Annotated in this window: 9 protein-coding genes; 8 read left to right on the top strand and 1 reads right to left on the bottom strand. The window is 58.6% G+C overall.

Going from position 1 to position 12934, the window contains the following annotated elements; genetic code table 11:
• The gene (locus tag AAE514_RS04200) at positions 1-1161 is read right to left on the bottom strand and encodes a PAS domain-containing protein (protein WP_347330257.1); all 1161 of its coding nucleotides are present in this window, start codon (positions 1159-1161) and stop codon (positions 1-3) included.
• Between the two features lie 40 nt (positions 1162-1201).
• Between AAE514_RS04200 and AAE514_RS04195 the strand changes: the two genes are divergently transcribed.
• The 8 genes from AAE514_RS04195 (at position 1202) to fliJ (ending at position 12931) form a co-directional block, all read left to right on the top strand.
• The gene (locus AAE514_RS04195) at positions 1202-4987 is read left to right on the top strand and encodes a PAS domain S-box protein (RefSeq protein WP_347330256.1); all 3786 of its coding nucleotides are present in this window, start codon (positions 1202-1204) and stop codon (positions 4985-4987) included.
• A 9-nt stretch (positions 4988-4996) separates the two neighbouring features.
• Positions 4997-6631, top strand: coding sequence for an EAL domain-containing protein (locus AAE514_RS04190; protein ID WP_347330255.1), 1635 nt, complete (start codon positions 4997-4999; stop codon positions 6629-6631).
• A gap of 181 nt (positions 6632-6812) precedes the next feature.
• Entirely contained in the window at positions 6813-7181 is a 369-nt protein-coding gene (gene fliE / locus AAE514_RS04185; protein WP_347330254.1) for a flagellar hook-basal body complex protein FliE, read from the top strand.
• Between the two features lie 68 nt (positions 7182-7249).
• Positions 7250-8968, top strand: coding sequence for a flagellar basal-body MS-ring/collar protein FliF (gene fliF / locus AAE514_RS04180; RefSeq protein WP_347330253.1), 1719 nt, complete (start codon positions 7250-7252; stop codon positions 8966-8968).
• Between the two features lie 11 nt (positions 8969-8979).
• The gene (gene fliG / locus AAE514_RS04175; protein WP_347330252.1) at positions 8980-10044 is read left to right on the top strand and encodes a flagellar motor switch protein FliG; all 1065 of its coding nucleotides are present in this window, start codon (positions 8980-8982) and stop codon (positions 10042-10044) included.
• A gap of 89 nt (positions 10045-10133) precedes the next feature.
• A complete protein-coding gene (locus tag AAE514_RS04170) occupies positions 10134-10991 on the top strand; it encodes a flagellar assembly protein FliH (RefSeq protein ID WP_347330251.1) in 858 nt (285 codons plus the stop codon).
• Complete coding sequence (gene fliI / locus AAE514_RS04165; RefSeq protein WP_347330250.1) at positions 10988-12469, top strand: flagellar protein export ATPase FliI; 1482 nt, start codon at positions 10988-10990, stop codon at positions 12467-12469. Before AAE514_RS04170 ends, fliI begins: the two co-directional genes overlap by 4 nt.
• Positions 12470-12472: 3 nt before the next feature.
• Entirely contained in the window at positions 12473-12931 is a 459-nt protein-coding gene (fliJ, locus tag AAE514_RS04160; protein WP_347330249.1) for a flagellar export protein FliJ, read from the top strand.
• Positions 12932-12934 lie beyond the last annotated feature (3 nt).

Raw genomic sequence — 12934 nt, 5'->3', positions numbered from 1 at the left:
CTATACCGTGACGGCGGACTGCGGAATTTCTACGGCGCTGCCGTACCATTTGCTAATAGTGCCCGAAAGATCCCGAACCGGTGTCGCCTGTATTTGATGCCAGCGGTACTGGCCGTCATGGCGGCGAATACGGAGTTGAATCTCGTAAGGTTCTCCGCGTTGGATGCATCGCAGCCAGGTTTGAGTGCCCCGCTCCTGGTCGTCCGGGTGCAGGAGCGTCAGCCATTCGCCCGGCACCGAAAGGGTTTCTCTTGGAACCCCGGAAAAATCGCTCAAGGCTTGATTAAAGTAGTTGATAGAGCCATCAGGTAGGGCACTCCAAACCACAATGGGTAAAGCATCCAGTTGTTGTTGCAGCGCCCGGGCGTTTTCCGCGACCTGCTCGCTCGCGCGGCTGAGGTCGGTCATATCCTGAAGCGTGCCAACCAGGCCGATCTGTTCCCCCTGTGCGTTGAACAAGGGGCGCCCGGCGGTTTTAATCAGCCGCTTTTGTCCGCTCCGGGTGGTCATCGGCAACTGTTCCGAGTAGGGCTTGCCGGTTGCCAAGCATTGCTCGAACGCCCGTCGTATTTGGCTGTAACCAGGTTCGGGAAAAAACTCCAAGCCGCCGTCGGGGGGGACCGGCTGGCCGGCAGGCTGACCGACGATGCGGCTGATAATTTCCGACCATTGAAAGGTCTGACTGTTTAGGTCATAGCACCAGTAACCGGTATCGGCCTGGGCACTGAGCATATCCAGCGTGGTTTGGAGGCGCCTCAGCTGTTCTTGCTCCCGCAGGGTGTGATCGCGAGCCTCATCGAGGCTGGAGAGCGTTGAAAGCCATTGCAGACTAAGGGTCATGGTTATGCCGATGGCCACCAGACTGAGAAGTCGATTGGCGATGACAACATTCAGCGAAAAACCCGCGGGAAGTTCGCTCAGTAATACTCCGAGACTACAGAGCAACAGCGACCCTACGCCCAGTCGAAAGACCCATTGCCGCTCGCCCGTTAAGTTGGCCAGGGCGATGACGACTGAATACAAAATACCATGGGCAAACCCAAGTGGCGTCAAAATATCGGAAGCAAACACCAAAACCAATAAAACCACACACACTCGTCGAAAAATTGGCGCCGAGTAGTGAGTGTCGCTTTCGTCACTTTGGTTTACACTGGTATTCATAATCTATCGCCCGGTATGGAAGCGTGTGAGTTCTTCGAGAATGAAAGCACAGTCAAAAAGTATAGTCGAGCGCTTGGCCCGTCACCGGGTCTTTGCCTCAGTTTTTCGCTGGGCGATTTTGTCTTTGGGCATTCTGGTGCTCGGTCTTCGTTTTCAAGAATTGTCGTCCACCTCGGGACTCACCGCCTGGGACACGGAAACCTGGTGGCGCTTTATGGGAGAGGCGCTACTGCTCACCGTCATTTTGGCGGCGGTTCTATTTAGCGCTCGCCATGACCGTGATCGGTTGAGCCTGGAGCGGGCTCTTGAAGGCGAAGTTGTCTTGTTTCGCCAGCTTGCCGACCATGTGGGTGAGGTCTTCTGGATGAAGGAGTCGCGTTCGGGGGAGCTGGTCTACGTCTCTCCCGCGTACGAGCGGGTTTGGGGTCGTGCGCGGCGTTCTTTGAGCCGACACCCGGACCAGTGGCTTGAGGCCATTGTGCCTGAACATCGTGAGTGGGTGAAAGGCGAATGCTCGAAACAGGCGGCCGGCGGCTATGAGGTGGAGTACGAAATCGAGCGGCCCGAGGGGACCCGTCGCTGGATACACGACCGAGCCTTTCCGGTAAAGAATAACAGGGGGAAGGTGGTCCGAATTGTCGGGTTCGCTTCGGATATTACGGAACGGCGGCAAATGTCGGAGCAGCTGACTCAGCGCGAGCGCTTGCTGAATATCGCCACTCAAATGGCGCGCCTGGGCGGTTGGTCAGCGGATATGGTCTCAGAGCAAGTGACACTCAATGACGAAGCGTGTGTCCTGTTTGACTTGCCGCCCGCCACCGTGTTGACGCTTGAGCAAGCCGTTAGCTTTTATGCCCCTCAATTCAGACAGCAGGTTTCCGACGCCTTCAAACACGCGGCTACCGAGCACATACCGATGGATCTCGAGGCCCAGTTGGTCACCGCGCTCGGGCGGTACGTTTGGGTCCGCGTTCAGGGAGAGCCAATCGTCAATGACAGTAACGAAGTCGTGCGCCTGGAAGGGGCCGTTCAGGATTTGACCGAACGCAAACATGCCACCTCGCTCTTAAGTCAGGGCGTTCTGCGTTTTCGTGAGTTTGCCAATGCCATGCCGCACTTGGTTTGGAGTGCCGACCCGTCGGGGCGGGTAGACTACGGTAACCGGCTATTGGGGGAATACCTAGGGTGTGAACACGAAGATGCGCGGTTGGATGAGCTCTGGCGCGCCTCCATAGCGGAGGAAGATCAGGATCGTTACAAGTTAAACTGGGATATGGCCATGGATGAGGGGGCACGGTTGGAGTTGGAAGTGCGTCTGCGTCGCTTTGATGGGCAATGGCGATGGCACTCGCTCCAGGCCATTCCGGTAAAAGACGCTAAAGGCCGGATCATCAAATGGTACGGCAGCGGCATCGATGTGCACGAACGGCGAGAGAGTGAAGAGCGTTCCAAACAGTTGGCGGAACGGCTGACCACCACTCTGGAGAGCATTACCGATGCCTTCTTTACGCTCAATTTCGAGTGGGTCTTTACTTATGTTAACCGTGAAGCGGAGCGTTTGCTGAGACGTCCGCGTGAGGAGTTGTTGGGGCATAGCCTGTGGGAGGCCTTTCCCGAGGTGGTGGGAACCGAATTTGAACGGGTCTATCGCCAAGCAATGAACACTGGTCTCAAGGTGTCGTTCGAAGCCTATTTTGAACCCTTGAAGCTGTGGTCGGCGGTAAACGTTTACCCTTCTACCGACGGCCTCGCGGTGTATTTCCAAGATGTGACAGAGAAGCATCGCGCCGAAGAGGAGCGAGAACGCATTCGGGAGCTGGAGGCATCCCGGGAGTTGGCCGAGTTGGCCAGTGAGACTAAGTCGCAGTTTCTGGCCTCCATGAGCCATGAAGTTCGCACCCCGATTAACGGCATCGTCGGTATGGTGGATGTACTTCACCAAACCAGTTTGAGGGGCGAACAAGTGGAGATGGTGGATATTATTCGGGAATCGGCGCAGTCGCTGTTGGTCATTGTGGATGATATTCTGGACTTCTCCAAAATTGAAGCTGGCAAGCTTGATTTGGCCTCAGCTCCATTCTCCCCTTCAGCGGTCGTGCGTAGTGTTTGCCTCCTTTTGGACCGCATGGCGTTAAACCATAGCGTGGAGCTGACCCTTTATGTTAGTCCCTCTATGCCGGCTCAGGTGGTGGGGGACGAGTTACGGGTTCGCCAGGTCCTGCTGAACTTGGTGAACAACGCCATCAAGTTCTCTTCGAGGCTGGATCGGCCCGGCCGGGTGGCTGTGCGTTTATATGAGACGGGGCATTCTGAATCTCACGTGGACTTGGCCTTTCACGTAATTGACAACGGAATAGGAATGACCCCGGAAACGCAAGCGCGGTTGTTTAATCCCTTTACTCAAGCCGATGCGTCTACTACCCGTCTATACGGGGGCACAGGTTTGGGTTTGAGCATCAGTTCAAGTTTGGTGGACTTGATGGGTGGAGATATTAAAGTCTCTAGTCAGCCGCATAGGGGCACTGAATTTCGCATGGCGTTGCGACTGCCTCTGGGAGAGACCAAAGACACGGACTATCCTCTGCCGGACTTAAACGGTACTCGTTGTGTTGTTTGGCCCGAGTACCAGGGAGCGGACTGGGAGGATTACTTGCGCGCCTGCAATGCCCAGGTATATGCCCCGCAGGAGGTGCCGGAGTCGGCCGCCCGGGACGACTCACTGTGGTTGTTGGTGCGCGACACCGGGTTTAATAGCCAGGAAGGTGTCCAAACTCTGGAGCACGCCACCCTGCCTACCTGGCCGGTCCATTACCGTTGGTTAATGCTCGGGCGGGGCCAGCGGCGCCGAGTCCGTGAAGAGAGTACCGGTATCTTTGGCATCGATAGCAACAGCTTGACACAATCGGCGTTTTTGCACGCGGCCTTGGTGGCCCTCGGGCGGGAAACCCCGGAGGCTAACAAGGCAGCGACGGTACCAAGGAAAGCGAACGGGGAGGCCGTGACGCGGGAGCAGGCCTTAAGCTCCCGTCGGCTGGTTTTGGTCGCGGAAGATAACGAAACCAACCAGCAGGTTATCAAGCGCCAACTGGAGATGCTTGGCTACGCCGCCGATGTGTGTCTCAATGGGCGAGAGGCGCTGGAGCATTGGCAGCAACAGGGGGCGGATTACGCGGTGGTGCTCACCGACTTGCATATGCCGGATTTTGACGGTTATGCGTTAACCGCCGCGATTCGCCGGGAGGAAGCCGAACGGGAGGAACCCAGGCCGGTACCGATTATTGCCCTGACGGCGAATGTCTCGGTAGAGGAGGAAGAGCGCTCTCAAGGCTTGGGTTTTAACGAATACCTGGTTAAGCCGGTATTGCTGGAAGCGCTGCGAGAGTCACTGAGCCGGTGGACAGAGCCGCCGGATAGCGAGCCCGAGGGGGTTGACTGGGCAGAGGAAGAAGCGCAGGCGGAGCCGGTCTCCGATACGTTGGATTTGCGGGTATTACAGAACCTCATCGGGGGGGACGAAGCGCTGTTGGCAGAGTTTGTGGAAAGTTTTCGTGCGAGCTCCGAAGGGTTGGTGTTACGGTTGCGTGAAGCGGCCGAACGACGACAGTGGCAGGGGGTGGGGGACGCCGCTCACTCTTTGAAGTCTTCCGCGCGTTCGGTCGGGGCAAACGGGTTGGCCGACTGCTGCTTGGCGCTGGAGCGCTGGGGGCGAACAACGAGCACTGACAGCGCGCAGGTGGGGGAGCTGTTAAGCAACTTTGAAAACGAGTGGCGGCGAGTCCAACTGGCTCTACGGCAAGTGCAACATCATTTATCCGAGCAGGAGTGAGGCGGCGGAATGAATAAAGGAAACGTCAAAATAATGACTGTGGATGACGAAGCGTTTACTCGTCGTTTGATCAGTCAGCAATTACGTAAGCTCGGCTACGTTATGATTAAGGAAGTCGGCGGTGGGGTCGAAGCCGTCGGATTATTGAAAAAGCTGAAAACGCCCCCCGACGTTATTATCCTCGATTTAAAGATGCCGGAAATGGATGGCATTGAAGTGGTGCGGCATTTGGTGGAGCTGAAGTTTCCCGGCCAGTTAATCCTGTTGAGCGGTGAAGACGAGCGCCTTTTGCGGGCCGCGCGAAACCTGGTCGAAGCCCATCACATCCCGGTTTTGGGTTATCTGCTAAAACCCGTCGATGACCGAATACTCGACCAACTGATGGAACGGCTGCTGCAGCAAAGTCAGTCTGTGCCTGAGCACACTGACGAGCGGTTCAGCACCGATGAGATTGCCCAGGCGATAGCCCGTAACGAGTTGTTCAATGAATACCAGCCAGTGGTGACCCTGGGGGACGGTGAGCTCGCCAGCCTCGAAGTGCTGGTGCGCTGGCATCATCCGACCAAGGGGCGGGTGATGCCGGATAAGTTCATCGGGCTGGCCGAGGAAGAAGGGTTAATCGATGACCTTACCCACTGGGTCATCGGGGAGGCCGTGAGTCAATGTAAACGGTGGCGCGCGGAGGAAATTCAGTGCCCCTTGTCGATCAATTTATCCATGGACAACCTGGACCGACTCGAATTTACCGACTGGTTAACCAAACTGCTTGAGGAGGAGGGACTACAGCCCTGGGACCTGATCCTGGAAATTACCGAAAGCCGGCCCATGCGCCGCCCCGAGATTGTGCTCGACAACCTGACCCGCCTGCGTCTGAAGGGCTTTAAGCTTGCGGTGGATGACTTTGGCACGGGCCATGCCTCGTTAGCGCAGGTTCGGGACATTCCGTTTGACCAGTTTAAGCTGGATCGAAGTTTTGTCCACGGGGCGGCGCAAAACCGGGCTATTCGGGTTATGTTTGACTCCGCCCTGGGGCTGGCGAAGGAACTGGGCCTGGAGATTACCGCTGAAGGCGTGGAAAATGAGGAAGACTGGGAATTTCTTCGCCGCGACGACTGCCACAAGGCCCAAGGTTTTTTTATTGCTCGCCCCATGGCAGCGGATAAGGTGGGCCCCTGGTTGACCCAGTGGCGGGAGGTGACCCGTAAACCCCTGTTTCCCGACTTAACCGTCAGTGCGCCGAAAACCTCCTCGGGTGCCGGGCCGAGCCCCGGCTCTCAGGGGCCGGCTTTAGTCGTGGAAGACAACGACTTTCAGCGTAAAGTGCAGGCTCGAATCTTGCGGGATGAAGGGTTTGAGCCTCATATGGCCGCCAATGGCCAGCAAGCACTGGATATCCTCAGAAAACTTCGACCATCGCTGCTTCTCATCGACATAGAGATGCCGGGAATGAGCGGCCTGGAGCTGTTGCGTCGGCTGCGCGGCCAGGAAGCGTTTGCCCGAATACCTGTGTTGGTGATTTCCGGCGTCAATACCAAGACTGTCGTGCGGGACAGCATGGAAGCTGGCGCCTCTAGCTTCATGGTAAAACCCTACAGTCGGGAGACGCTGATAGAGCGGATTCGAAAAACCATGCAGCCCGACTGAGCGCCGTCCCCCACCCGGCCCCCTCCTTACAATAAGCCCCGCCAGCCGTCAGCGCTTTTCTCAAGAGCAATGGCGGTAAGACATTGCCGCTTTTCTTCGAAATTGGCCCATTTTGTGCAGAGAATGCTCCGGATGCCGAAAAAGCGGCAATTCGCCAAATTCTTGTCGTAGGGGACCACTCATGACCGATCGCGTTGACATCAACCGCCTGCTGGTGGAAATGCGCTCCCTCAAAGCCCAGACCCAGGCCTTTCAGAAGCCCCAGGGCATCGCGCCGTCCGAGGTTAATCGTGGCGATGCGTTGCGACCGGAAGGCAATCGCGAGGTGCCCGAGTTCGGGGATGTCATGGCCCAGGCGCTGAATAAGGTCAACGAGACCCAGAAGGCCTCCGGCGCCCTGCAACAAGCCTATGAGAGAGGCGATCCCGACGTGGATATCACCGATGTAATGGTGGCCTCGCAAAAGTCCAGTGTCGCGTTTCAAGCCACCCTGCAAGTACGTAACAAGCTAGTGGAAGCCTATCGCGACATTATGAACATGCCGATTTAATCGGCGCCTCGTGCAAACGAGAAACGTACTGACAACAATGCCCGAACCACGACACGAGAGTCACCGTCATGGCAGCACCGGATTCCGCCGCAACCGGCGATAACTTTTCCGACAACGATAGCGGGGGGCGCAAGCGCTCCGGCAATGATCTGATCGAGGGGTTCAGTAATCTGAACCTGGTGCGTCAGGCGGGCTTGATGGTCGGCTTGGCGGCGAGCGTCGCAATCGGGTTTGCCGTGGTGTTATGGACCCAGGGCGAAGAGTACCGGCCGTTGTTGCCGGACCTCGACCCACGCCAGTCCCCCGATGTGGTTACCATTCTTGAACAGAACCAAATTCCGTTTCGTATCGATCCGGGCACCGGTGGCCTGTTGGTGGCGAGCGATGATATGCAAATGGCTCGAATCAAACTGGCCCAAGCCGGTATTCCCCGGGACGACACCACCGGGTTTGAAATTATGGACCAGGAGCAGCCGCTCGGCACCAGCCAGTTTGTGGAGAGCACCCGGTATCATCGCGCCATTGAGGGCGAACTGGCCCGCACCATCTCCAGCATGAACAGCGTGCGTAGCGCTCGCGTGCATCTGGCCATCCCCAAACGCTCGGTGTTTGTGCGGGATGTACGCGAGCCGCGGGCCTCGGTGTTTGTGGATGTTTACCCGGGGCGCTCCATGGATGCCGCCCAGGTAAAGGCGATTACCAACCTGGTTTCCTCCAGTATTTCCGAGCTCAATGAGGACAATGTCACTATCGTGGACCAGCGTGGCCAATTGCTGTCGGCGAAGGAAGAAAATACCGAACTGCTCCTGGCCGATCGCCAACGGGAATACACCCGGCGGGTGGAAGAGGGCATTGAACAGCGCGTGAATCGCATTCTGGCGCCGGTCGTTGGTAATGGCAATTATCAAGCGGAAGTCAGCGCCAATGTGGACTTCACCGCAACGGAGCAGGCCGCGGAAACCTTTAATCCCGACGTGCCCGCGCTTCGCAGCGAACAACTGATGAACGAGTCCCGCACGGGTTCCGAAAGCGGCGGTATTCCCGGTGCTCTGACCAATCAGCCGCCGGGCACCAATGCCGAAGCGCCCGAGCAGATTGACCCCGAAACCGGCGAGCCAATGGGCGAGGCCGAGCCGGTGGAAACCCGCGAGCGCGCCACGCGCAACTATGAGCTGGACCGTACGGTCAGCTATACCCGCTTTCAGCAGGGCCGGGTCGACCGTCTGTCCGTGGCGGTGGTTGTGGACGATAAGATGGAAGCCGACGGTGCCGGCAATGAAACCCGAGTGCCCTGGACCGATGCCGAACTTCAGCGTCTGGAGATGCTGGTCCGGGACGCGGTGGGCTACTCCGCGGCCCGGGGCGACAGCGTCAATGTATTGAACTCCCCCTTCCGGGGGCGGGAGGGGCAGGATTTCACGGTGCCCGAGGTACCCTGGTGGCAGCAGGACTGGTTACTGTCCTATATTAAGCAAGGGGCCGGTGTGTTGGTCATACTACTGCTGATTTTCGGCTTGCTGCGCCCGGTCCTTAAAAGCCTGGCCCGCACCGGTGGAAAGGCCTCCGACGAAGAAGAAGCGCGCGAGCTTGCGGCGCTGGAAGAGTCCGGACTCGGGGGGTATGATGATTTGTCCGATGAGGCGGTTACCCTCACCGGCGGCGCTCTGGGACTCCCCGGGCCGCAAGAAGGCTACGAGCAACAACTCAATGCGGTGAAAGGATTGGTCGCGGATGACCCGGGCCGAGTCGCCCAGGTGGTCAAAAGCTGGATTAATCGAGACGACTGAGGCAGATATTCGTGGCAGAGAAAACGCCCGCAGCGGGTAAAAAAGCGCCCGCAGGGGACAATACAGCAGCGGCCAAACCCACTTCCAAACTCAATCATGTGGATCAGGCCGCCGTGCTATTGATGTCGCTCGGTGAGGCGGATGCGGCCGAGGTGCTGCGGCACATGGGCCCCAAGGAAGTTCAGCGCATTGGTGGCGCCATGGCGCAAATGAAAAACGTGCAGCAGAGCGAAGTGCAAGCCGTACTGTCCAACTTTCTGGACGAGGTTCGGACCCTGACCGGGCTCGGGACCGATTCCGACGCTTATATTCGCAACATGCTGGTCACCGCCCTGGGCGAGGACAAGGCCAGCGGCTTGATCGACCGTATTTTGCTCGGGGGCAATACCACCGGCCTGGACACCCTCAAGTGGATGGAGCCCCGCTCCGTGGCCGATGTGATCCGCAACGAGCACCCGCAGATTCAGGCCATTGTGGTCTCCTATCTGGATCCGGATCAGGCGGCCGAGGTGCTCAGCTACCTGAGCGAAAAAATGCGCATTGACATCATGATGCGAGTGGCTTCGCTCGATACTGTTCAGCCCAGCGCCTTGCAGGAGTTGAATGACATCCTGGAGAAGCAGTTCACTGGCAACGCCTCCTCCCAGACCAAAGCCGTGGGCGGCTACAAGACCGCGGCGGAGATTATGAACCACCTGGAAGGTACCGTCGAAGCCGACTTGATGGACGCCATCAAAGAGCTGGACGAGGATATGGGCAACCAGATTCAGGACCTGATGTTCGTATTCGACAACCTCAAAGACGTGGACGATCGCGGTATTCAGATGCTACTGCGCGAAGTATCTTCCGATGTACTGATTGTCGCCCTTAAAGGGGCCGACAACGAACTTCAGGAAAAGATATTCAGCAACATGTCCAAGCGCGCGGCGGAACTGCTGCGGGATGACCTGGAAGTCAAAGGACCGGTGCGCCTGTCCGAAGTGGAAAGCGCGCAGAAGGAAATTCTTACCATTGCCAGACGCATGGCCGACGCCGGGGAAATTGTGTTGGGAAGCAGCGGCGAGAAAATGGTGTAAGCTTCTGTTAAAGAAGCGGCTGTGGGCCTCAGGGTCCCGGCCGCGCTTCTCTCAAGGCAGCTGCCTTTCCTATTGGAAATATGGGTCCCATGAGTACCAAGAAACTCGCCAATCGCATTCCTGCCGAAGAGCTGGAGAACTACCAGCCCTGGGTCCTGCCGCCGATTCACGGCGAGCGGGATAGTGCCTTGCCCAGCGCTCAACGAGAGGAACGCCAGCGTATGGAGGAAGCAGCTAGGCGTGAGGGCGAAAAAATTGAAGATGTCGACTACGAAGGCGAAGGCTCCGGCCTGAGCGCGGAGGAAATGCAACGGTTAGTGGACGAGGCGGAAACCGAGGGTCGGGAGCGGGGCTATGAGGCCGGTTACGACCAGGGGTTGGCGGAAGGTTACGACGTCGGAGAAAAAAAGGGCCTGGAGGAAATGCGCCAAAAGTTGGTGGCGGAGCGTCAGCGCTTTCAGCATATGATCCAGGCGCTGCGCGAGCCGCTCGCCGAGCAGGAAGATGCCCTGGAGCAATGGATTCTCCAAACGGTGTGCGTGCTGACCCGAAGCTTGGTTCAGCGGGAACTACTGACAGACTCCTCCCACATTATCGAGCAGGTCAAGGCCGCCGTCGACGCTTTGCCGGCGGGCGCCGAGCACCTGCGTATCTATTTGAATCCCGATGATCGGGTTCTGGTGGAAGCCTACGTCGAAGAGCACCAGCTCGACTGGCAGTTTCACACTGATGAGCAATTGTTGCCGGGGGGCTGCCGGGTGGAAACCCGCGAAAGTCAGGTTGATTTTTCGGTGGAACATCGGTTGGCACAGCAGCTCGAAGCCTTTGTCAATCGACAGCTGGGAACAGAAAACGCCGCCGAGCTCTCGCAGGGCGATGCGGCGGACCACGCGAGCCCGGGCCGCCCCGACAGCAATCCCGAGGGTAGTGATGAGGGGCCCGAATGAGTCAGTCCGAAGGGGAAGAACCAACGCGCCGTGCCGGTCTGCTGGACCGACTGAGCGCCTATGGTCCGACCGAGGCGGCCCCGGCTCCCCGTCCGGAGGCGGAGGGGCGGCTGACCCGTTCGGTCGGGATGACGCTAGAAGCCGTCGGGTTGAACGTGTCTGTCGGTCGGCAGTGCCAGGTTATCAACCGCGACGGGCGCTGTATTGAAGCGGAAGTGGTGGGCTTCGACGACGAAATCGTCTATCTGATGCCGGTCAAACGGGTGGAAGGCCTTCAGCCCGGCGCCCGCGTGATTCCGCTGTCCAGCCATCAGGGCATGCGCGTGGGCCCACGGTTACTCGGTCGGGTGGTCAATGGGCTGGGCCAACCCCTCGATGATGCCGGGCCGCTGCGCGGCGAGGACTTTCTGGACTTTGCCCCCCACGACATTAACCCCCTAAAACGTCACCCCATCAGCGAGCCGCTCGATGTGGGTATTCGAGCGATCAACGCCTTGATTACCGTGGGCCGGGGCCAACGTCTGGGGCTTTTTGCCGGTAGCGGTGTGGGTAAAAGTGTGCTGATGGGCATGATGACCAAATACACTACGGCGGATATTGTGGTGGTGGGCCTGGTGGGGGAACGTGGTCGTGAGGTGAAGGAGTTTATTGACCATATTCTCGGCCCAGAAGGCATGGCCCGCTCGGTGGTGGTCGCTTCCCCGGCGGACGACGCCCCCCTAATGCGCCTGCGAGCGGCTCAGCTGTGTAGTCGTATCGCCGAGTACTATCGGGACCAAGGGCGCAATGTGCTTCTGTTGATGGATTCCCTGACCCGGTTTGCCCAGGCTCAGCGGGAGATTTCCCTGGCCATCGGGGAACCGCCCGCCACCAAAGGCTACCCGCCCTCGGTGTTTGCCAAAATTCCCCAGTTGGTGGAGCGGGCGGGCAATGCCGCCGAAGGGGAGGGGTCGATTACCGCTTTCTATACGGTACTGTCCGAAGGGGATGACCTTCAGGACCCGATCGCCGACGCGGCCCGGGCGATTTTGGATGGCCACATCGTATTGTCCCGCCGCCTGGCGGAGGAAGGCGTATACCCGGCCATTGATGTGGAGGCCTCCATCAGCCGGGCCATGCCGAATATCGTGGATGAGTCTCACCTCAAATCCATGCAGCGGTTTAAGCAGTTGTTGTCCCGGTACCAGCAGAATCGGGATTTGATCAATATTGGCGCTTACACACCGGGCGCGGACCCGGAGACCGACCTGGCGATTGAGCGCTTTCCGCACTTGCGGGCGTTTATTCAACAGGGGTTGAACCAGCCTGTGCACTTCGCCGAAAGTGTGACCTATCTGCAAAAAACGCTACAACCGGCGGGAGGCGCGGGCCCCCAGGGTTCCCCTCAAAACGGCGCCGGCCAGAGAGCGCCCCAGGGCGCGGCGGGCAACAACCGGCGGGGCCCGCTGGCAGCGCAGCACGGGCCGGGGAGGCGCTAAGCCATGGCGGAACGTCGCTCCCAACGGATGAGAGTGGTCTTACAGGTGGCGGAGCGAGAAGAGCAGGCCGCCGCTGCCAAATTGGGCGAACAACAGGAGGCGCTCAAGCACGAGCAGGCCCAATTGGGTCAGTTGCAGGAGTACCGCCAGCAATACATGAATGATTATGCTCGCCAGCGCAGCGGGGTGAGCGCCGAGGCCTTAATGAGCTATAGTGGCTTTCTTCAGCGTCTGGGCGAGGCCGTGGATGGCCAACAGCAAAAGCTGGCAATGGTCCAGCAAAGCCGCGAGCACTGCCGGCGGGAGTGGGAGGAAAAGTACCACCGCCGTCGGTCGCTGGAAGATATGATTTCCCGCCTGGAGCGGGAGGAAGAAGCCGCTTTTGAGCAGCGCCAACAGCGCGAAGTGGACGATCTGGCGGCCCAGAGGTTGACCCGCCCGGGCCGCTCTCGAAAATCATGACGG

The sequence above is a fragment of the Marinimicrobium locisalis genome, assembly GCF_039822625.1.
GTDB lineage: Bacteria > Pseudomonadota > Gammaproteobacteria > Pseudomonadales > Cellvibrionaceae > Marinimicrobium > Marinimicrobium locisalis.
Note: the sequence above shows the minus strand (reverse complement) of the source record. Positions and strands in the feature narration are given on the sequence as shown.

What these genes read in the sequence shown, in the direction of transcription:
- AAE514_RS04170 (WP_347330251.1), top strand. Translation starts at nt 10,134, where the DNA reads ATGAGTACCAAGAAACTCGCCAATCGCATTCCTGCCGAAGAGCTGGAG.
- fliE (WP_347330254.1), top strand. Translation starts at nt 6,813, where the DNA reads ATGACCGATCGCGTTGACATCAACCGCCTGCTGGTGGAAATGCGCTCC.
- AAE514_RS04190 (WP_347330255.1), top strand. Translation starts at nt 4,997, where the DNA reads ATGAATAAAGGAAACGTCAAAATAATGACTGTGGATGACGAAGCGTTT.
- fliF (WP_347330253.1), top strand. Translation starts at nt 7,250, where the DNA reads ATGGCAGCACCGGATTCCGCCGCAACCGGCGATAACTTTTCCGACAAC.
- fliJ (WP_347330249.1), top strand. Translation starts at nt 12,473, where the DNA reads ATGGCGGAACGTCGCTCCCAACGGATGAGAGTGGTCTTACAGGTGGCG.
- AAE514_RS04200 (WP_347330257.1), bottom strand. Translation starts at nt 1,161, where the DNA reads ATGAATACCAGTGTAAACCAAAGTGACGAAAGCGACACTCACTACTCG.
- AAE514_RS04195 (WP_347330256.1), top strand. Translation starts at nt 1,202, where the DNA reads ATGAAAGCACAGTCAAAAAGTATAGTCGAGCGCTTGGCCCGTCACCGG.
- fliI (WP_347330250.1), top strand. Translation starts at nt 10,988, where the DNA reads ATGAGTCAGTCCGAAGGGGAAGAACCAACGCGCCGTGCCGGTCTGCTG.